The following is a 20,184-nucleotide window of genomic DNA, read 5'->3' on the forward strand; positions in this document are numbered from 1 at the left end:
AAATTGCCGTCTGCAATGATTATCCGGCTTGGCCGCCTTGTCGTGCGCCCTCGTGATTGCCACGTAAGTGCCGTGCCGGCGCCAGACGACACAGTTTGAAATGATCGCCCGGTTGAATACACCCCGACATCACCTTATATACCCCCGCAGTACGTTACATATTCTTCCCGAGGAGAAACTCTTAACCATGATGCGCATTTTGCTGTTTTTGGCCACTAACCTTGCGGTCGTGCTGATTGCCAGCATCACCCTGAGCCTTTTTGGCTTCAACGGGTTCATGGCGGCCAACGGGGTTGATCTGAACCTCAATCAGCTGCTGATCTTCTGCGCTGTGTTCGGTTTCGCCGGTTCGCTGTTCTCGCTGTTCATCTCCAAATGGATGGCGAAGATGAGCACGGGCACCGAGATCATTACCCAACCCCGCACCCGTCATGAACAATGGCTGCTGCAGACCGTAGAACAACTGTCCCGCGATGCGGGCATCAAGATGCCGGAAGTGGGTATTTTCCCTGCCTACGAGGCCAACGCCTTTGCCACCGGCTGGAACAAGAACGACGCGTTGGTCGCGGTCAGCCAGGGCCTGCTGGAGCGTTTTTCGCCCGATGAAGTGAAAGCAGTGCTGGCTCACGAGATCGGTCACGTTGCCAACGGCGACATGGTGACCCTGGCGCTGGTCCAGGGCGTGGTCAACACCTTCGTCATGTTCTTCGCGCGGATCATCGGCAACTTCGTCGACAAGGTGATCTTCAAGAACGAAGAAGGCCGTGGCATCGCGTTCTACATCGCGACCATCTTCGCCGAAATCGTGCTGGGCTTCCTCGCCAGCGCCATCGTCATGTGGTTCTCGCGCAAGCGTGAATACCGTGCCGACGACGCCGGTGCCCGCCTGGCCGGCACCGGCGCGATGATCAGCGCGCTGCAGCGTCTGCGTTCGGAACAGGGCGTTCCGGTGCAGATGCCAGAGAGCATGACGGCATTCGGCATCAACGGTGGTTTGAAGCACGGCCTGGCCGGGCTGTTCATGAGCCACCCGCCGCTGGAAGAGCGCATCGAGGCGCTTCGTCGTCGCGGTTGATTGCGTAACGGCTGCAACAAGAAAGGGCGACGTGAAGTCGCCCTTTCTTTGCTCTTTTCTTCGAGCTGCGCTATCGGCGATACAGCCGATAGGCATATTCCATAAGCGACGTCGCCCCCGCCTGCTTGAACTTCACGCCCTGCTCCAGCACGTCCAGATCCGCGACGCGCTTGACCCGCCAATCCGGCGACAGCAGCTGCAGCACCTCATCCTCATCCACCGAGAACGGCGGGCCGGCAATCAGTGACTGATCGTAATCCAGCGTCACCAGCAGGCCGCAGGCATCGTTGGACAGCAGATGATTGAGCTGCTTGACGTAACGCCAGCGCACGTCCGGCGGCAGCGCGATCAGAGCGGCACGGTCGTAAAAGGCGGTGCAGTCGCCCACGTCTTCGGGCCTGAGGGCAAAGAAGTCGCCGCACCAGATCTCGCAGCCCTCCGCACGGTAGACCTTGAGCGCGCCACGCTCCTCGATCTTGGCCTGCAAGCCGTTCTCGCTGAAGAATCCGGCCACCGCTATCTCTGATAATTCCGCGCCAACCACATGAAAACCCTGGTTGAGCAGCCAGATCATGTCGATGCTTTTGCCGCATAACGGCACCAGGACGCGCTCCCCTGGCATGGCAGTGAGCTCTGGCCACAGACGCAACAGATGCGAATTCACAGACGCCTGATTGAAACCGATCTGATTGATCGCCCAGCGCTCATGCCAAAACCGCGGCTCCATAGACACTCCTGATATCCCGATCAAAACGGACGAAAACTTATATTAGATTTAGATGGATGTACTGCTCGATCATGCCACTCACCTTATACGCTCAGGACACTGCAAATGCTGCCTAGCCTGTTCATTTCCCACGGCTCGCCCATGCTTGCGCTCCAACCGGGTGAGAGCGGGCCGGCGCTCACCCGTTTGGCCGCCACTCTGCCGCGCCCCAAGGCCATCGTGATTGTCTCGGCGCATTGGGAAAGCAACGAACTGCTGGTCAACGGCAATCCCCGCCCCGAGACCTGGCATGATTTCGGCGGCTTCCCGCCCGAGCTTTTCGCCGTGCAATACCCGGCGCCCGGCATGCCGGAGCTGACGCACCGCGTGCTGGAGTTGCTGGCGGAGGCTGACCTGCCTGCGCGCATGACCACTCAACGTCCCTTCGACCATGGGGTCTGGGTGCCGTTGTCGTTGATGTACCCGCAGGCCGACATTCCCATCGTGCAGGTCTCGCTGCCCGCGCGCGGGGGCCCTGCCCTGCAGACGAAGGTCGGACAGGCGCTGAAGCAACTGCGTGAGGAAAGCGTTTTGCTGATCGGTTCCGGGAGCATCACCCATAACTTGCGGGAGCTGGACTGGCAGGCAGGACCTGAAAGCATCACCCCGTGGGCGCTGGCATTCCGCGACTGGATGGTGGAAAAGCTCGCGGCGGGCGATCTGGAGGCGCTGCACGACTATCGAAACCAGGCCCCCCACGCCGCGCGCAACCACCCGACGGATGAACACCTGCTGCCACTGTATTTCGCACGGGCGGCGGGCGGGGAGTTCAGCATCGAGCACCAGGGTTTCACCATGGGTGCGCTGGGGATGGACATCTATCGGTTTGGGTGAGGGGGTTCACACAGTCCGTAGGACCGGCTTTAGCCGGGAATAGGCCAGCTCAGTCGACATCAATCAGGTGGTGTGCCATCTGACGCCTTCCCGGCTAAAGCCGGTCCCACTGACATCAAAAGCCTGTCGGCGGCGTGCCAGATACGCCCCACGCGTCTATCTGTTCAAGTTCAGACGGCAGGTCCAGCCCGGACGACGCGGACTAATGTGGGACCGGCTTCAGCCGGGAATAGGCCAGCTCAGTCGACATCAATTAGGTGGTGTGCCATCTGACGCCTTCCCGGCTAAAGCCGGTCCCACTGACATCAAAAGCCTGTCGGCGGCGTGCCAGATACGCCCCACGCGTCTATCTGTTCAAGTTCAGACGGCAGGTCCAGCCCGGACGACGCGGACTAATGTGGGACCGGCTTCAGCCGGAAATAGGCCAGCTCAGTCGACATCAATTAGGTGGTGTGCCATCTGACGCCTTCCCGGCTAAAGCCGGTCCCACTGACATCAAAAGCCTGTCGGCGGCGTGCCAGATACGCCCCAAACAATTATAGGGGACTGATTTATTTACAGCGCTTCATCGTAAATTAATCTGTCCCCGCTCAGTTGTGTGGCACACCGACGCCTTCCCGGCTGAAGCCGGTCCTACCAAACCAAAACCCACTCGGCCTGGTGCCCCCCCTCCGTCTATGGGATCGGCGCCAGAGGACAAAACGGGGACAGATTAATTTACGGTGAAGCGTTGTAAATAAATCAGTCCCCTTCAAATACAAGTCCCCTTCAAATAAGTCCCCTTCAAATAAGTCCCCTTCAAATACGGCTGAGGCCAGTCCTACAGCATCAAACGCCTGCAGGCTCGGTTACGCGCTCTCAGAAACGTTAAACACAAGAAATACCCAAATCCCACACAAAAAAATCCCCGAACCAGTCGGGGATTTTTTTGTTCAGGCGATCAGCTCAAGAGCAGATCAGTCCTCGCGATAGCGACGCAGCTTCAGCTGCTTGCCGGCAACGCGGGTGTCTTTCAGCTTGGCCAGCAGACGCTCGAGGCCGTCTTCCGGCAGCTCGACGAGGCTGAAGCTGTCACGCACCTGGATGCGACCGATGGCTTCGCGCGCCAGACCGCCTTCGTTGAGGATGGCGCCCAGCAGGTTTTTCGCAGCGATGCCATCACGGGCACCCAGCGCGGTACGGCAACGAGCACGGCCTTCGGCCAACGGCACCGGGGCACGACGTTCACGGTCGCCACGATCAGGACGGTCGCCTGCTGGACGCTCAGGACGATCACCACGTGGTGCGTTGTTCGGCACCAGTGGACGTTCTTTCTCGATCGCGCCCAGGGTCAGGGCCTGACCGTTGGTAGCCTTGCGCAGCAGAGCAGCGGCCAGGGCACGCGGGGTGCAACCGATGTCAGCAGTCAGGCGGTCCAGCAATTCGCCATGGCTTGCTTCGGCATCAGCGACCAGCGGCGACAGGCTGTTGGTCAGTTTCTTGATGCGGGCATCGAGAACGGCCTGGGAGTCCGGCAGGCGGACTTCGGCGATTTTCTGACCGGTCATGCGCTCGATCACTTGCAGCATGCGACGCTCACGCGGCGTTACCAGCAGCAGGGCGCGACCTTCGCGACCGGCACGGCCAGTACGGCCGATACGGTGAACGTAGGCTTCCGGGTCGTACGGCATATCAACGTTGAATACGTGAGTGATACGCGGAACGTCGAGACCACGGGCAGCAACGTCAGTCGCAACAACGATGTCCAGACGGCCATCCTTGAGGGAGTCGATAACGCGCTCACGCTGATTCTGGGCGATGTCGCCGTTCAGCGCAGCAGCCTTGTAGCCTTTGGCTTCAAGAGCGCTGGCCAGATCCAGAGTAGCCTGCTTGGTACGTACGAACATGATCAGGGCGTCGAAATCTTCGACTTCCAGCAGGCTCAGAACGGCAGAGGTCTTCTGGTCAGCGTGAACCAGCAGGTGAGCCTGCTCGATCGCGGTAACGGTCTGGGTCTTGCTCTGGATCTTGACGTGTTTCGGGTCTTTCAGGTGACGCTCGGCAATCGCGCGGATCGACTGCGGCAGGGTCGCCGAGAACAGCACGGTCTGACGGGTTTCAGGCATGGCCTTGAAAATGACTTCGAGGTCATCCATGAAGCCCAGCTTGAGCATTTCGTCGGCTTCGTCGAGAACCAGGTGATTCACGGTCGCCAGGACTTTCTCGTCACGACGCAGGTGGTCGCACAGACGGCCCGGGGTAGCGACGACGATTTGAGCGCCGTTACGAATGGCTTTCAGCTGCGGGCCCATCGGCGCGCCGCCGTAGACAGCCACAACGGTCACGCCCGGCATTTGCTTGGCGTAGGTTTCGAACGCGGTGGCCACTTGCAGGGCCAGCTCACGAGTCGGCGCGAGGATCAGCGCTTGCGGCTCGCGTTTCGTCGGGTCGATGAGGCTCAGGATTGGCAGAGCGAAGGCGGCGGTTTTACCGGTACCTGTCTGCGCCTGACCGATCATGTCGTGACCAGCGAGAATAATTGGGATCGATTGCTGCTGAATGGCCGAAGGCTCTTCGTAGCCGGTAGCGATGACAGCTGCAAGAATGGTCGGGTGAAGGTTAAGAGCGGCGAAGCCGCCGGTTTCCTGGGTCATGGGTCTGCCTCTGAGTGCATCCGCAAAGACCCATGCTTCAAAGCTGCGCGTGCCGTGTAAGACCCTAGAGTCACCCTGGCTGCTTTGTCGGCGGGGATTTGCGAAAACGTATTGATGAATGGATCGTCATGGGTGGTTCGTGACCGAACCGGTTCGAGAAGATGGCTTCGCGAACCCATACCGTGACGAGGGCCCTATGAAAGGCCGGCGCGCACTATACCGGAAATGCTGAAATAAGTGAGGATTTTTTTCGCGAATCAGCCCCTTGCGGCCAACTGTCACAGGCTTTGCGCAAAGCTGCGTCAGTGTCTACTTTTCATGTGCCCGGTATCGGTAGCGGGCAGAGCTTAAACGATTCACCCATACAGTGCGACACCCTACCCTTCCTTTCTCCTCATCTGCAGGAAACAGCGACATGACCTCTTCGACCAAAGGCCACGTCAGCCGGGAACAGCGCGGCGCAATCATGCTCATCGGCCTGGACCGCGCTGCCAAACGCAACGCCTTCGACTTGAATATGCTCAACCAGCTGAGCCTGGCCTACGGGGAGTTCGAGCGTAACGACCAGGCGCGGGTCGCGGTGGTGTTTGCCCACGGCGACCATTTCACTGGAGGGCTCGATCTGGCCGAGGCCGGGCCGGCACTGAGGGAGGGATGGACCCTACCGGCCGGCGGTTTCGATCCCTGGGGGCTGTCGATCGGGCCGAGGGTCAGCAAGCCGGTGATCGTCGCGGCCCAAGGCTGGTGCCTGACGCTGGGCATCGAGCTCATGCTCGCCTCTGACATCAACTTGTGCGCGAGTAATGCCCGCTTCGCCCATCTGGAAGTGCAGCGCGGCATTTTTGCGTTTGGCGGCGCGACCTTGCGGCTGCACCAGATCGCGGGCTGGGGCAATGCCATGCGCTGGCTGCTGACGGGCGATGAATTCGATGCTCACGAAGCGTGCCGCATGGGCCTGGTGCAGGAAGTGATGGCGCCGGAAGACCTGCTGCCCTCGGCGCTGCGCCTGGCTCGGCACATCGCCGACCGCGCGCCACTGGGGATTCGCACCACCCTTGAATCCGCGCGTCAGGCGGTGCTTGAGGGTGAAAGCGTGGCGGCCAAGGCGTTGCCGGCGCTGGTCCGCCGAGTGCTCGACAGCGAGGACGCCAAGGAGGGCCTGCAGGCGTTGCTGGAAAAACGCCCGCCGCTGTTCAGGGGATGCTGATCACGTCGCAGGCCGCAGCGTCTTGATCAGCGGCAATAGCGAATAGCCCAGTTGCGGCGCAAGGCTTTCGGCGCGCTGGGTCAAAGCGTCAAGGTCCAGCGTCTGATCCAGGTCGGCGGGGACGATGAGGATGACATTGCCCTCCTTCACCGGCAGTTCCCAGTAATGGCGGTGATAAAGCCCGCGCAGCAGGGCCGCGCCCAAGGGTTTGCCATCGTCCGACGCCCACTGGTTGATGATCAGCCAGCCGCCGGGGTTGAGGCGCTGTTGGCATTTTTCGAGAAAGCCCCAGGCCAGATGGCCCACGGCAGGGCCGGTGTCGGTGTAGAGATCGACGAAAATCAGGTCGGCGTCTTCAGCGGTCGGCAGCAAGTCGAGGGCATCGCCGATGCGCACATACAGCCGTGGATCGTCCTGCAGGCCCATGTATTCCATGGCCAGACGCGGCACATCGGGGCGCAGTTCGATGGCTTCGACGTCGTCCAGAGGCAGAAACTTCAGACACGCCTGGGTCAGCGTGCCCGCACCCAGGCCCATGAACAGCGCGCTTTCCGGGGCCGGATGGCAGAGCGCGCCAATAAACATGGCGCGGGTGTAGTCGTATTCGAGCCAGGCCGGATCAGCCGTGAACGTGCAACTCTGTTCGATGGCGTCACCGAACTCCAGGAAGCGGTAATCGGCCACTTCAAGTACGCGGATCTTGCCGAATTCATCGTGAACTTCGGCCAACACGTGCTCTACGCGTTCCTCGGTCATTGCTGTTCTCGTGCCCATGGTCAGATTGATTCGGGGTAGCGCCCGCAGGGATTGGCATCGTCGCGCCTGGCGATTAGCGTTGCCGCACGTAGCGATTGGATAGCCGCGCGCCGGGCCTGGCGTGCAAAAAGACGCAGAATACGGCCCGCAAAGGCGCGGATTGTCGGCGAATCGTGCCCCGCAGGTCACGCAAATTCTCGGGGCGAGCTGCTAACATGCCTGTCCGATCGCACTGACTTCGAGTTCAACATGAGCCAACCCTGGAGCCCCGACAGCTGGCGGAACCTGCCTATCCAGCAGCAACCTCACTACCCCGACGCTGACCACGTTCGCCGTGTCGAGCAGACCCTCGCCAGCTATCCACCGCTGGTGTTTGCCGGGGAAGCACGCGAACTGCGCCGACAGTTTGCCGAGGTCACCGAGGGCCGGGCGTTCCTGCTGCAGGGTGGCGATTGCGCGGAGAGCTTCTTCGAATTCTCGGCGGCGAAAATCCGCGACACCTTTAAAGTGCTGCTGCAGATGGCAATCGTCATGACCTTTGCCGCCGGCTGCCCGGTGGTCAAGGTGGGGCGCATGGCGGGGCAATTCGCCAAACCGCGCTCTTCCAACGACGAGACCATAGACGGCGTGACCCTGCCGGCGTATCGCGGCGACATCGTCAACGGCATCGGCTTCGACGAGAAAAGCCGCGTGCCTGACCCGGATCGCTTGCTGCAGGCGTATCACCAGTCCACTGCGACCCTCAATCTGCTGCGTGCATTCGCCCAGGGCGGTTTCGCCGACCTGCATCAAGTACATAAGTGGAACCTGGATTTCATCGCCAACTCGGCGCTGTCGGACAAATACAGCCAGCTCGCCGATCGCATCGACGAGACCCTGGCGTTCATGCGCGCTTGCGGCATGGACACCTCGCCGCAGTTGCGCGAAACCAGTTTCTTCACCGCCCACGAAGCGTTGCTGCTGAATTTCGAGGAAGCCTTCGTTCGCCGCGACAGCCTGACCAATGATTTCTACGATTGCTCGGCGCACATGCTGTGGATCGGCGACCGCACGCGACAGCTGGACGGCGCCCATGTGGAATTCCTGCGCGGTGTGAAGAACCCGATCGGCGTCAAAGTCGGCCCGAGCATGAACACCGACGACCTGATCCGCCTGATCGACATCCTCAACCCGGAAAACGATCCGGGACGCCTGAACCTGATTGCGCGCATGGGCGCCAACAAGGTCGGCGACCATTTGCCGGGGCTGATCCGTGCCGTGGAGCGCGAGGGCAAGAAGGTGCTGTGGAGTTCGGACCCGATGCATGGCAACACGATCAAGGCCAGCAGCGGCTACAAGACCCGCGACTTCGCCCAGATCCTGGCGGAAGTGAAGCAGTTCTTCCAGGTGCATCAGGCCGAAGGCACCTACGCCGGCGGCATCCACATCGAGATGACCGGCCAGAACGTCACCGAATGCATCGGCGGCGCGCGTCCGATTACCGAAGATGGCTTGTCGGACCGTTACCACACCCACTGTGATCCACGGATGAATGCCGATCAGTCGCTGGAGCTGGCGTTTTTGATTGCCGAGACGTTGAAGCAGGTGCGTCGGTAGGTCGTGATGGAACTGACTGTAGGAGCGAGCTTGCTCGCGATGCGGCATTAACAGACACCCTTGCAGCGTCTGGATGACCGCATCGCGAGCAAGCTCACTCCTACAATGAACCGCGAATAATGGATGCAATAAACGGCGCCCGCGCATGAGCTCCCCGCCCGTTCCCGGCTAAAGCCGGTCCTACGTCCCGTTACAGGTGGTCAAGACCGTTAGCGGCGAACGCCTCCCGCAAGCGCGCCGCACTGGTGCGCTGGCAGTTGATCAGTACGTGCGGCAGTTCCAGCCAGTTCGCCAGTTGCCGAAGGTGCAACGCGAGGGCGTGCATGCATTCGTCATCCAGTCCGGGCTGCTCTTCGTGCACCCCATGAACCGCCAAACGCCCCGCCGCCCTTTCGGCACGCAGGTCGATGCGCGCGGCGATGCGTTCGTTGTGCAGAAACGGCAGCACGTAATAGCCGTAAACCCGCTTGTGCGCCGGGGTGTAGATCTCCAGCCGGTAGTGGAAATCGAACAGCCGTTCCGTCCGCGCCCGCTCCCAGATCAGGGAATCGAAGGGTGACAGCAATGCGCTGGCCGAAACCTTGCGCGGCACCGTCAGCCCGGGAGGTGTGTACGCCGGCTGCTTCCAGCCCTGCACCTGCACGAGCTGAACCGCGCCCTCCTCCACCAGTTCCGCCAACCCGCGCTTCGCCGGTGCCGGGTCCTGTCGAAAATAATCGCGCACGTCCTTTTCGGTACCGACACCCAGCGCCTTTACGGCGTGCAGCAGCAAGCTGCGCTGGGCATCGGTTTCGCCGATCACGGGGTGATTGACGATCGCCGACGGCAGAACGCGCTCGGGCAAATCGTACAGCCGCTCGAAACCGCGACGGCCGAGGACCGTGACCTCACCCGCTGCAAACAACCATTCCAGCGCATGCTTTTCGGCGCTCCAGTCCCACCAGGGTCCGGCGCGATCCTGACGGGTGCTGATACTGCCCGCACCCAACGCACCCTGCTCACGAACGGTCTGCAACACCCGTGCGATGGTGGCCTGCTGTTCGCGGCCGAACTTCGCCAGTTGCTGATAAATGCCCTCGCCCCGGGATGCGCGCTGCATCCGCCAGCGCATCAACGGGTACAGCTCAACCGGCAGTAACGACGCCTCGTGGCCCCAATACTCGAACAGCTTGCGTTGCCGACCCTGGCTCCACGCCGCCTGCTCCAGCAATGTGCGCGGGTAAGGGCCGAGCCTGGAAAAGAGCGGCAAGTAGTGGGACCGCACCAGCGCGTTGACCGAATCGATCTGCAGCACGCCGAGCCGTTCGATCAACTGTGTGACGTGCGCCGCCTTGATCGTCGCAGGCGGCTGGCGGCTGTTGAAGCCTTGGGCGGCCAGCGCTAGCCGGCGCGCGTGCTTGAGGGACAGTGGCGGGTGGATCGGCGGTTCGGCAGGCATTGCGACCTCCATGGCGGTGCCCAACGCTAACCGATCACCCGCTGCCCTGTCAGCGCTTCATCGGGTCGTCCCAGAAAGGACGCTCTATTTCTTCGTAGACATCCGCCCGACTCAGGCCCATGTCCTTCAGCGCGTCTTCGCTCATCGTGGCCAGTTCGACACGCTGCTGATGCAGCCTGCGCCAGCGAGCGACCTGCGCCACAAATCCTTTCCACCAACGTTCCGGCGCGGATTGCCGCGACAGAGGTTTTGCGACCAGTACGTACCCTTTTTGACCTTTCATCGTCTTGCCCTCCAGTGGGGATGGGCAGATTCTCTCGCCACGCCTAAGATCAATCCAACGAATGTTTCTTATGCACTGCATCTGGGAGATTGATGCATGACCACCTACCCGAGTATCGACAGCGAGCTGCTGCGCACCTTTGTCGCGATCGCCGATGAAGGCGGTTACACCAAGGCCGGCGAAGTGGTGAACCGCACTCAGTCGGCCGTGAGCATGCAGATGAAACGGCTGGAGGAGGATGTGGTGCGGCGCCCGTTGTTTCTCAAAGACGGTCGCACCGTCCGCTTTACGGCGGAAGGTCAGGTGCTGCTGGGCTACGCCCGACGGATCCTGAAACTGCACAGCGAAGTGTTCAACACCCTACGCGAGCCGCACATGGTCGGCACGGTGAAGATCGGTACCCCGGACGATTACGTGATGCGTTTTTTGCCAGGGATTTTGCAGCGCTTTGCCCAGGCCTATCCGCTGGTGCAGGTGGAAGTGCATTGCGAGTCTTCGTCGCAGTTGCTGCAACGCCAGGACCTTGATCTGAGTATTGTCACCCGCGAGCCAGGCAAGGAAATCGGCCAGATCCTGCGCCAGGAGCGGTTTGTCTGGGCCGTCGGCGCAGGCTTTTCCCCGCAAGAGCAAACGCCGATGCCGCTGGCGATGTTCAACACCGATTGCTTTTGCCGGCAGTGGGCGATCAACGCGCTGCAGGCGTCTGGCCGTGAGTTCCGGGTCGCTTACACCAGTGCGAGCCTGTCAGCGATCATGGCGGTGGTCAGCGCCGGGCTGGCGGTGACCGCGCAGCTGCAAAGCCTGATCACCTCGGACCTCGAAGTGCTGGGAGAACAGCACGGGCTGCCGCAATTGCCGTCGGCGAGCATCGTGCTTTTGCGCAATCCCAACAACCCGTCGCCGATCACCGAATGCCTGGCCGATCACATTGCCGAAGGGTTCAGGCTATAACGGGAGCTACAAGCAGCTCACAACTTGAAGCACAGCATGATCGCGCAGATCACCAGAAAGCCGCAGAACAGCGAGCGCAACAGGCGCTCCGGCAAACTGTGCGCCAGGGCGACGCCCCAACTGATGCTGGCCAGCCCGCCAATCGCCAAGGGAATGCCCATCAGCCAGTCAACGTGGCCGTGCAGGGCATAAGTCGCCAGCGTGATCGTGGTGCTCGGTGCCGCCAGTGCCAGCGCCAGGCCTTGGGCCGCCACCTGGGTCGCGCCGAACAGGCCGGTCAGAATGGGCGTTGCGATCACCCCGCCGCCGACGCCGAAGAGCCCGGCGGTGACGCCAGAGCCCAGGCCCAGCAGCCACAACCATTGGGGGCGGCGCAGCTCGGCGCCTGCAGTGTCTTTGCGCCAGACCATCTGGATCAGGTTGAACAGCGTCAGCACGACGAGAAACCCGACAAAGCCCAGGCGCATGATTTGCGGATCGATGCGCACCGCCCACAGTGAGGTTAGCCAAGACATCGTGAAACTGGGCACGATGAGCATCAGCGCATGGCGCACCGACACCCGATTGCGCTGGTTGTAACGCCACAGCGCCAGCAGCACGTTGGGCAGCACCATCAACAACGCCGTGCCCTGGGCCAGTTGCTGATCGAGCCCGAACAGCACGCCCAGTGCCGGAATGGCGACCAGCCCGCCGCCAATGCCGAACAGTCCACCCAGCGTGCCCATCGCGGCGCCCAGCAGCAGGTACATCAATACATCGACAATCACGGGCGTTCCTCTGATCCGATTTCAGCGCGCATGCTACGCAGTCAGTGCCGTCGAGGAAATCGGCTTTGACGACATCCGGGATGTTGAACCGATCCACTGATGACGCGGCCGATAGAAAACCCCATGTCCGGCGATTACCGAAATTATCTGGTGCATTAAACATCAGGGCACTAAATTACCGGGCATTACTGACTGAGCGAGGGACACCCATGAACGCCAACGAGCCCACCCACAAGGCTGGCGCGGGCAGCTGCGACGCGTTGCTGCTGGATAACCAGCTCTGTTTCGCCCTGTATTCGACGTCGCTGATGATGACCAAGGTGTACAAGCCCTTGCTTCAGGAACTGAATCTGACCTACCCGCAATACCTGGCGATGATGGTGCTGTGGGAACGCGACGGGCTTACTGTCGGGGAAGTCAGCACCCGCCTGCTAACCGATCCGGGCTCGCTGACGCCGCTGCTCAAACGGCTGGAAGCTGAAGGCCTGATCCGCCGGACCCGCAGCAAGGAAGATGAACGCGTCGTGCTGCTGACCCTGACCGAGCAAGGCAAGGCGCTGCACACCAAGGCCCAGAGCGTTCCGCAATGCATTCTGGCCGCCAGCGGCATCAACCTTGAGCAGCTCAAAGCCCTGCAGAAAGACCTGCTCGCCCTGCGTGGAAATCTGCACGAAAGCCTCTGATCAGCCCCCCGCGATCGACCCGCCTGAAGAATCTCAAAAATTTACCTTGCGCGCTAAACATTAGCGCAGTAAATTCCCTCTCACTTGCTTAGCGCACAAAACTTTAGCGCCAAGCAGATACTGATTCAGTCATCCCTATTCAACCCATCAACACGTGAGGAATCACCATGCAAGCTCTCTACACTGCAGTCGCAACCGCAACCGGTGGCCGTGATGGCCGCGCTGTTTCCGACAACAAAATCCTCGACGTAAAACTGGCCACCCCGAAAGAACTGGGCGGCGCTGGCGGCGACGCCACTAACCCTGAGCAACTGTTCGCTGCCGGCTACTCGGCCTGCTTCATCGGCGCACTGAAATTCGTTGCCGGCCAGAGCAAGAAAACCATCCCGGCTGATGCGTCGATCACGGCCCACGTCGGCATCGGCCAGATCCCTGGCGGTTTCGGTCTGGACATCGACCTGCACATCAGCCTGCCGGGTCTTGAACAAGCCGAAGCCCAGGCGCTGGTCGATGCAGCCCACCAGGTCTGCCCTTACTCCAACGCTACACGCGGTAACGTCGATGTTCGTCTGCACGTGACCGTATAAAAGCTCGTCACAAGGCCTCGTCCTCAACCCTCGTTTGAACGGGAAAAGCACATGAACACGTTTGGCAAGATTGTGGCTGGCTCGCTCCTCGCACTGTCGATCGGCAACGCTTACGCGGCGACCGACACGGGCGTCGAGCACAACACGCAGGCGTTTCTGGACGCGCTGAATTCGGGAAGCGGCAAGCCGATCGAACAGCTTTCGCCCAAAGATGCCCGCGCTGTCCTGACCGGTGCCCAGGCCGGGGTCAAGCTGACCCTGCCCAAGGCCGATGTCAGCCAGAAGACCATTTCGGTCGACGGCCAGAACATCAGCCTGACGATCGTTCGTCCGGCGGGCGTCAAAGGCTCCTTGCCCGTGTTCGTGTACTTCCACGGCGGCGGCTGGGTGCTCGGTGATTACCCGACCCACGAACGTCTGGTGCGGGATCTGGTAGAAGGTTCGGGGGCCGTGGCGGTGTTCGTCAACTACACGCCTTCACCTGAAGCGCACTACCCGACGGCGATCAACCAGGCCTATGCGGCAACCAAATGGGTCGCCGAGCATGGCAAGGAAATCAACGTCGACGGCAAACGTCTGGCGGTGGCGGGCAACAGCGTCGGCGGCAACATGGCGGCGGTCGTCAGCCTGATGGCCAAAGACAAAGGCACGCCGGCCATCCGTTACCAGGTGCTGTTGTGGCCGGTGACTGACGCCAACTTCGATACAGGTTCCTATGAGCAGTTTGCCGAGGGTCACTTCCTCACCCGCAACATGATGAAGTGGTTTTGGGACAACTACACCACCGATCCGAAACAGCGCGCCGAGATCTACGCCTCACCGCTGCGGGCCACGACCGATCAGTTGAAAGGTCTGCCGCCTGCCCTGGTGCAGACGGCGGGTGCAGACGTGCTGCGCGACGAAGGTGAAGCCTACGCTCGCAAGCTGGACCAGGCCGGTGTGCCGGTCACGGCGGTTCGTTACAACGGCATGATTCACGATTACGGGCTGTTGAACGTTGTCAGCCAGGTACCGGAAGTGCGCTCGGCGCTGCTCCAGGCTTCCCAAGAGCTGAAGGTTCATTTGAAATAAGGCGGGACGAACCGTAGGCGCCGGCTTGCTGGCGAAAGCGATAGGTCAGTCGCAACCGTATTGGACCGTCTGACGCATTCGCCAGCAAGCCGGCTCCCACAAAATCGAGGCCTGTCAGTTTCTCATGCAGAGGCCGGGAGACCCTTCGCGGGCAAGCGCGCTCCTACAGAGAACCGCGTCGCGTCAGTACTGTCTGGAAACGCTGACGAGACAGCAGCCACAAAAAAGCCCGACTCAATGGTCGGGCTTTTTCGTGTCCGGCATTACATCACCGGCATTACAAGAGCAGTGCTTATTTGGCACGGCCTTTGTAGGAACCGCCTTCGCGGGTGTCGATTTCGATCTTGTCACCGATTTCGATGAAGTCAGCAACCTGCAGCTCGGTGCCGTTGGCCAGTTTGGCCGGCTTCATGACCTTGCCCGATGTATCGCCACGAGCCGAACCTTCGGTGTAGTCGACGGTGCGCACGATGGTGGTCGGCAGCTCTACGGACACCAGGCGCTCTTCGAAGAAGATCGCTTCGCAGACGTCGGTCATGCCTTCTTCAACGAATGGCAGAACGGCTTCGATGTCTTCAGCGTTCAGCTCGTACATGGTGTAGTCAGTGGTGTCCATGAACGTGTAAGTGTCACCGCTGATGAAAGACAGCGTGGCTTCTTTACGGTCCAGGATCACGTCGTCCAGCTTGTCGTCGGCGCTGTAGACGATTTCAGTCTTGTAGCCGGTCAACAGGTTCTTCAGCTTGGTCTTCATGATCGCGCTGTTACGGCCCGACTTGGTGAATTCAGCTTTCTGAACCAGCCAAGGATCGTTTTCCAGCTTGATCACGGTACCGGGTTTAAGCTCTTTACCAGTTTTCATTACGAGTATCCGAATTTGGATGAAAGTTCTTTCTAAGCCCTGTACGAAAAGCCACTTTTCGTACAGGGCTTAATACAAGGCCGCGTATCATATCCAACTTTGGTAAAAGCTTACCAGCGCAGTCGTCAGATCCTCCTGCAAGGCCTGTTCCAGACACCAGCGCTCGGCATGGGCGGCCAGTTCATCGGTGTGCTGCTCCAGCGCATTCCAGCCCTGGGTCATGTCTTTTCCGCCATTCCAGCTGTGCCAGACCTCGGCCAGCGCCTGCTGCGCCGCCTCCGACAGCCCCACCCGGTACAACTCCAGAAACGCATCGAGCTTGGCCCAGTGGGCGTCGTCATCCTGCTCGTAGATGTGCCAGATCAGCGGCCGCCCCGCCCATTGCGCGCGGACGAATGAATCCTCCCCGCGCACGACGTTGAAATCACAGCACCACAACAACTGGTCGTAGTCTTCCTGACGCACGAACGGGAGCACCTGAATCGTCAGGGCATCGCAGGCACACACAGCGCCCGCTTTCAATTCATCCACGCCCAACCAACGCTGAACGTCACCCAGAATGCGGCCTTCCGGGACCAGCAAATGGGTCTGGCGATCAGCCTGGGCCAGGCAGTCCAGCCAGCTGCCGAGCCCGGCGTGTTCGTAGGCGAACAGCGACATCAGCCGCGCGTCGGCGTGGGGCACGATGTTCAGGCGCTGGAGGACGGATTGGCGTGCGGCAGGATTCGCCTGAAAGGCCTGGCGCTTTTCGATCAGGCCCGCTTCACGCAACAACCCGCCGGTCTTTGCGGTGAATCCGGGGAAGAAGAAATACTTGCGCAGCCCCGTAGACTGGATCGACGGCAGGCCGTGGCAACCCGACACCCAGTCCTCGGCGCTGAGGTATTCGAGGTTGAACCACAGCGGCCGCTTCTCCCGCCCGAGCATGGCCTCGATGTAGTCCGGCGGCAGGCGACAGGCGAAGGCTTCCACCACGACGTCCGGCAGCTCGGCCGGCTGCCACGTCTTGGGCCATGTCTCTGGCCAGCGACAGACGGTGACACCGTCCTGGACTTGTTGATCGGCCAGCGAATCGGCACCCGGGCACAGTCGGGCGAAGGCGTTCAGGTCATCGATCCAGAGGCGAACCTGTAGATCGTGTTCCGCGACCAGTTGTCGGGCCAGGCGAAAGGTCACGCCGACGTCGCCGAAATTATCGACAACGCTGCAGAAAATATCCCAAGAGGCTTTCATCCGGGCTCCCTGAGGATGTTCAAAAAAACCGATTGTCCTTCATTGCGGCGCAGAATCACCAGCCCCGGTCGTGCGACAATCGCCGCCACCGCTGGCCACATGCATACAAGCCTGGAGTCTGTCATGTACGTCAACCACCGCGAACTGTCCGTCACGCTGCGCCCGCTCAAGCTGATCCTGTCGATTGCCGTCGGCATCTGGCTGGGGTTTCTCGCTGTCCTGCTGAGCCTGTGGCTGATCTATAAATTGCTCCCCGCCGAGCAGACCCAGGCACTGAACAATGCGGCCGCGCAGATGACCGCCCCGCCTGCGGTCAAACCAAAGCCGGACAGTGATAACCCGATGTTCGATCAATACCGGCAGATCCTGCGCGACAGCGAAGTGCGGCAGAGCCAGGAGGCCGAACAGGCGGAGCGGCAACGCAGCTTCAACGGGCCGAAATGTCAGTTCTGGATGCAGCAGAACCAGACCGCCCCCAGCGAGAAAAGCCGTGCGAGCGTTTATCAGTTCTGCGGTTGAATCCCCTTTGTCGAGCCACTCCATGCCCGTGAACAAGCAAACCGTCCTGCAGTGCATCGTCGAGAAGCTGCAGGTCGATCTCGATGTGGCCGTGCGAGCCGCGCAAACGGCGTACGAAACCGCGACCCACGAAGAGAACATCGCCGAGAACAAATACGACACCCTCGGGCTGGAGGCGTCCTATCTGGCGGCGGGTCAGGCGCGGCGCGTGGAAGAAATCCGCCAGTCGCTGAACCTCTGCCGCCACCTCGTGCTCAAGCCTTTCGATGAGCAGCGCGGCATTCAGACCGGCGATCTCATCGCCCTCCAGGCGGATAACGGTGCGCAACAGCGGTTGTTTCTCGGGCCTGACGCGGCGGGGCTGAAAATCACGGTCGACGAGCAGGTGATTACGGTGATCACCGCACGCTCGCCACTGGGTCAGAGCCTGCTTGGCAAGCTCGATGGCGATGAGGTCGAGGTGGTGGTGAACGGCAGCCGTCAATCGTTCGAGATCACGCAAATCCTGTGATCCACTGATCATTTGCAGGGTTGTAGCGTCCGACTTTTTGTGGGTAAGGTGCACAGTCGCACCACAAAGGGTGAACCCCGGAACATGGAGCCGGGGACACGGATTTAACCAAGGAGATATTTCATGACGAACGTCATCACTTTCCCTGACGCCCATGAACGTGATCGCCTCAAGTCCAGTGACCACCACGGGTTGAGATACCTGAACAAGAAAGAGCGACAACTGATCGACCGCCTGCGCATGACCAGTCACGCCGGCCGCCAGTACGTTTACGACTACGCCAGCATCATGCAGCGTTCCAAGCCGCTGTACCCCGAGCCCGTGGACTGACGCGGCTCGTCCGGGACACGCGACGGTTCAGCAGATGTTCAGTACTACGCCAGAGGGCGTGGGCCTATAGTGGGCAGGTATTTCTGTCTTCAGGAAAGCCTCATGCCCACTGCCACGCCTGCCCCGTCGCCCGCCGAACCGGGCACCTCCGCTGCCGCTGCGCCGGCGGATCATCTGCGCTTCCACAAACGCCACGCGCACCTGGCGCCGACCTTTGGCAACGACGCTTTCGCCCTCAAGGCCGAGGCGTTTGCGCGCTTCTTCGGTACGCCTACCTTTCTCGGCGCACAGATGTTGCTGGTCGTACTGTGGGTGAGCGCCAACGTGAGCGGGTTGGTGTCGTTCGATCTCTACCCGTTCATCCTGCTCAATCTGGCGTTCAGCCTGCAATCGGCGTATGCCGCGCCGCTGATTCTCCTAGCCCAGACGCGACAGGCTGCCCGCGACAAAGCCAGCGCCGATGCCGACGCAGAACACAGAGAGGCACTAGCGACCGCCAACGAAGAGCGCATGGCCATAGCAGCGCGGTACACGGCGCAGATGCTGGAACTGCTGGAGCAAAATACCCGGCTCACCGAAATGACCAAAGTGCTGACCGAACGCGTCGAAGGGCTGACGGCGGACATGCACAAGCATTTCGTCAAGCGCGATGGGCATGTTTGAAGGTTTTCGGGATCTGCCCTGCACCCACAGCGGATCTGCGGCACGGGCAAAATCTTAGTCTGGCAAGGGACCTTGTAGGAGTGAGCTTGCTCGCGAAGAGGCCAGTGCATCCGCTAAATCTTCTTTGGCTGAAATACCGTTTTCGCGAGCAAGCTCACTCCTACAGTTCCTCCGTTTTCCGCATGACAATGCAGCGCGCTGGCTAAGGACAGCTTCTACGCAAATCACATCCCGTTGAACGATCACACTCACACGCTGCCCCAAACTCCATGGCATTCATGATCCCCCGTCAAAAGTCCCGTGCCCGCGCTGTGGTTTTTCCCTGCCAGCCGGCGCGGGATACTGGGCATCTGATTCGTCCATCTTCTTCCCCCTTGAACTCTGGAGTTTTCCCATGACTGTTCCCGCATTTGGCCTCGGCACCTTCCGCCTGAAAGATCAGGTCGTTATCGATTCGGTCAGCAATGGCCTGGAGCTGGGCTATCGCGTGATCGACACCGCGCAGATCTACGGCAACGAAGCCGAGGTCGGTCAGGCCATCGAACAGAGCGGCGTGCCCCGTGACGAGCTGTACATCACCACCAAGATCTGGACCGACAACTTCGCCGCCGACAAGCTGATCCCGAGCCTGAAGGAAAGCCTGGCCAAGCTGAAAACCGATCACGTCGACCTGACGCTGATCCACTGGCCATCGCCTAAAGGCCAGGTGTCTGTCGCCGAATTCATGGGCGCACTGCTGGAAGCCAAGCAGCAAGGCCTGACCCGCGAGATCGGCATTTCCAACTTCACCGTGGCGCTGATGGGTGAAGCCATCGCTGCGGTCGGTGCCGAGAACATCGCCACCAACCAGATCGAACTGCACCCCTACCTGCAAAACCGTACCGTGGCCGCTTTCGCTCAACAGCACGGGATCAAAATCACGTCCTACATGACCCTGGCCTACGGCGGAGTGCTGAAAGACCCGGTGATCGAACAGATCGCCCAGCGCCACAACGCAACCCCCGCCCAAGTGACCCTGGCGTGGGCCATGCAGTTGGGCTACGCGGTGATTCCGTCGTCGACCAAGCGCGCGAACCTGGAAAGCAACCTGAAAGCCGTCGACCTCACGCTGACCGAGGATGACATGGCGCAGATTGCCCAGCTGGACCGCGGTCATCGCCTGACCAGCCCGGCCAGCCTTGCGCCTCAGTGGGATTGATGCAGCCCTGATTCTGGCTTCGGCCAGAATCACCCCAACCAGCGCCCTCTAATAACGCACCCGAACCATAAACAGGCGCCCTGCCTGGCCCATTCCTGAAATTGGTTCGCTTCGCGCCTGAACCAATTCCGCCTCGCCTCGCGAACCAGACTTCCGAACCTTTGCCGATTGGCCCGAAGGCGCGGGATCACGCCTGCACGCCTGCCCGGTCATCGCCGCAC

At 60.8% G+C, this 20,184-nt stretch carries 21 protein-coding genes; 13 read left to right on the top strand and 8 right to left on the bottom strand.

The window, feature by feature from the left end:
• Window positions 1-187: 187 nt before the first annotated feature.
• Complete coding sequence (htpX, locus tag BMY98_RS10240) at window positions 188-1,075, top strand: protease HtpX (RefSeq protein WP_037011815.1); 888 nt, start codon at window positions 188-190, stop codon at window positions 1,073-1,075.
• A 70-nt stretch (window positions 1,076-1,145) separates the two neighbouring features.
• Here htpX and BMY98_RS10245 read toward each other — a convergent pair whose 3' ends face one another.
• The gene (locus BMY98_RS10245) at window positions 1,146-1,802 is read right to left on the bottom strand and encodes a thiopurine S-methyltransferase (RefSeq protein WP_074888238.1); all 657 of its coding nucleotides are present in this window, start codon (window positions 1,800-1,802) and stop codon (window positions 1,146-1,148) included.
• Between the two features lie 105 nt (window positions 1,803-1,907).
• Between BMY98_RS10245 and BMY98_RS10250 the strand changes: the two genes are divergently transcribed.
• Complete coding sequence (locus BMY98_RS10250; protein WP_074888241.1) at window positions 1,908-2,675, top strand: DODA-type extradiol aromatic ring-opening family dioxygenase; 768 nt, start codon at window positions 1,908-1,910, stop codon at window positions 2,673-2,675.
• A 956-nt stretch (window positions 2,676-3,631) separates the two neighbouring features.
• Here BMY98_RS10250 and BMY98_RS10255 read toward each other — a convergent pair.
• A complete protein-coding gene (locus tag BMY98_RS10255) occupies window positions 3,632-5,308 on the bottom strand; it encodes a DEAD/DEAH box helicase (RefSeq protein ID WP_074888246.1) in 1,677 nt (558 codons plus the stop codon).
• A gap of 415 nt (window positions 5,309-5,723) precedes the next feature.
• On the opposite strand from BMY98_RS10255, the gene BMY98_RS10265 reads away from it, so the two are divergent.
• On the top strand, window positions 5,724-6,515 hold the full coding sequence (locus BMY98_RS10265) for a crotonase/enoyl-CoA hydratase family protein (RefSeq protein WP_074888250.1): 792 nt from the start codon (window positions 5,724-5,726) through the stop codon (window positions 6,513-6,515).
• On the opposite strand, the gene BMY98_RS10270 is transcribed toward BMY98_RS10265, so the two are convergent.
• The gene (locus BMY98_RS10270; protein WP_074888253.1) at window positions 6,516-7,271 is read right to left on the bottom strand and encodes a spermidine synthase; all 756 of its coding nucleotides are present in this window, start codon (window positions 7,269-7,271) and stop codon (window positions 6,516-6,518) included.
• Between the two features lie 249 nt (window positions 7,272-7,520).
• Here BMY98_RS10270 and BMY98_RS10275 point away from each other — a divergent pair, with 249 nt between their 5' ends.
• Window positions 7,521-8,867 (top strand): class II 3-deoxy-7-phosphoheptulonate synthase, encoded by a 1,347-nt coding sequence (locus BMY98_RS10275; RefSeq protein ID WP_074888256.1) that lies wholly within the window; start codon window positions 7,521-7,523, stop codon window positions 8,865-8,867.
• Window positions 8,868-9,057: 190 nt separating this feature from the next.
• Here the strand turns inward: BMY98_RS10275 and BMY98_RS10280 are convergent, their stop codons facing one another.
• On the bottom strand, window positions 9,058-10,305 hold the full coding sequence (locus BMY98_RS10280) for a winged helix-turn-helix domain-containing protein (protein ID WP_074888259.1): 1,248 nt from the start codon (window positions 10,303-10,305) through the stop codon (window positions 9,058-9,060).
• Between the two features lie 49 nt (window positions 10,306-10,354).
• Window positions 10,355-10,588, bottom strand: a complete 234-nt coding sequence (locus BMY98_RS10285) for a DUF1127 domain-containing protein (protein WP_245760044.1) — start codon at window positions 10,586-10,588, stop codon at window positions 10,355-10,357.
• A 96-nt stretch (window positions 10,589-10,684) separates the two neighbouring features.
• Between BMY98_RS10285 and BMY98_RS10290 the strand changes: the two genes are divergently transcribed.
• On the top strand, window positions 10,685-11,539 hold the full coding sequence (locus BMY98_RS10290; protein WP_074888265.1) for a LysR substrate-binding domain-containing protein: 855 nt from the start codon (window positions 10,685-10,687) through the stop codon (window positions 11,537-11,539).
• Between the two features lie 17 nt (window positions 11,540-11,556).
• On the opposite strand, the gene BMY98_RS10295 is transcribed toward BMY98_RS10290, so the two are convergent.
• On the bottom strand, window positions 11,557-12,303 hold the full coding sequence (locus BMY98_RS10295; protein WP_074888324.1) for a sulfite exporter TauE/SafE family protein: 747 nt from the start codon (window positions 12,301-12,303) through the stop codon (window positions 11,557-11,559).
• Window positions 12,304-12,515: 212 nt separating this feature from the next.
• Here BMY98_RS10295 and BMY98_RS10300 point away from each other — a divergent pair, with 212 nt between their 5' ends.
• From BMY98_RS10300 to BMY98_RS10310, 3 genes are all read left to right on the top strand, one after another.
• On the top strand, window positions 12,516-12,989 hold the full coding sequence (locus tag BMY98_RS10300; RefSeq protein ID WP_074888268.1) for a MarR family winged helix-turn-helix transcriptional regulator: 474 nt from the start codon (window positions 12,516-12,518) through the stop codon (window positions 12,987-12,989).
• 167 nt (window positions 12,990-13,156) lie between these two features.
• A complete protein-coding gene (locus BMY98_RS10305) occupies window positions 13,157-13,576 on the top strand; it encodes an organic hydroperoxide resistance protein (RefSeq protein ID WP_074888271.1) in 420 nt (139 codons plus the stop codon).
• Window positions 13,577-13,627: 51 nt separating this feature from the next.
• The gene (locus BMY98_RS10310; protein ID WP_083398761.1) at window positions 13,628-14,647 is read left to right on the top strand and encodes an alpha/beta hydrolase; all 1,020 of its coding nucleotides are present in this window, start codon (window positions 13,628-13,630) and stop codon (window positions 14,645-14,647) included.
• 292 nt (window positions 14,648-14,939) lie between these two features.
• On the opposite strand, the gene BMY98_RS10315 is transcribed toward BMY98_RS10310, so the two are convergent.
• Both BMY98_RS10315 and earP read right to left on the bottom strand, forming a co-directional pair.
• Window positions 14,940-15,509, bottom strand: coding sequence for an elongation factor P (locus BMY98_RS10315; RefSeq protein WP_065993048.1), 570 nt, complete (start codon window positions 15,507-15,509; stop codon window positions 14,940-14,942).
• An 87-nt stretch (window positions 15,510-15,596) separates the two neighbouring features.
• Window positions 15,597-16,742 (bottom strand): elongation factor P maturation arginine rhamnosyltransferase EarP, encoded by a 1,146-nt coding sequence (gene earP, locus BMY98_RS10320; protein ID WP_074888276.1) that lies wholly within the window; start codon window positions 16,740-16,742, stop codon window positions 15,597-15,599.
• A gap of 123 nt (window positions 16,743-16,865) precedes the next feature.
• Between earP and BMY98_RS10325 the strand changes: the two genes are divergently transcribed.
• From BMY98_RS10325 to dkgB, 5 genes are all read left to right on the top strand, one after another.
• Window positions 16,866-17,261 carry a hypothetical protein gene (locus tag BMY98_RS10325; RefSeq protein WP_074888279.1) on the top strand — a complete coding sequence of 132 codons (396 nt, stop codon included), beginning with the start codon at window positions 16,866-16,868 and terminating at the stop codon, window positions 17,259-17,261.
• Window positions 17,262-17,289: 28 nt separating this feature from the next.
• Window positions 17,290-17,772: a GreA/GreB family elongation factor gene (locus tag BMY98_RS10330; RefSeq protein WP_074888331.1), complete on the top strand. Its 483-nt coding sequence runs from the start codon at window positions 17,290-17,292 to the stop codon at window positions 17,770-17,772.
• Window positions 17,773-17,895: 123 nt separating this feature from the next.
• A complete protein-coding gene (locus tag BMY98_RS10335; RefSeq protein WP_065993044.1) occupies window positions 17,896-18,102 on the top strand; it encodes a hypothetical protein in 207 nt (68 codons plus the stop codon).
• Window positions 18,103-18,204: 102 nt separating this feature from the next.
• Window positions 18,205-18,765 (top strand): DUF1003 domain-containing protein, encoded by a 561-nt coding sequence (locus BMY98_RS10340; protein ID WP_074888282.1) that lies wholly within the window; start codon window positions 18,205-18,207, stop codon window positions 18,763-18,765.
• A gap of 394 nt (window positions 18,766-19,159) precedes the next feature.
• The gene (dkgB, locus tag BMY98_RS10345) at window positions 19,160-19,963 is read left to right on the top strand and encodes a 2,5-didehydrogluconate reductase DkgB (RefSeq protein WP_074888285.1); all 804 of its coding nucleotides are present in this window, start codon (window positions 19,160-19,162) and stop codon (window positions 19,961-19,963) included.
• Window positions 19,964-20,184 lie beyond the last annotated feature (221 nt).

The sequence above is a fragment of the Pseudomonas graminis genome (assembly GCF_900111735.1).
GTDB classification, from domain to species: domain Bacteria; phylum Pseudomonadota; class Gammaproteobacteria; order Pseudomonadales; family Pseudomonadaceae; genus Aquipseudomonas; species Aquipseudomonas graminis.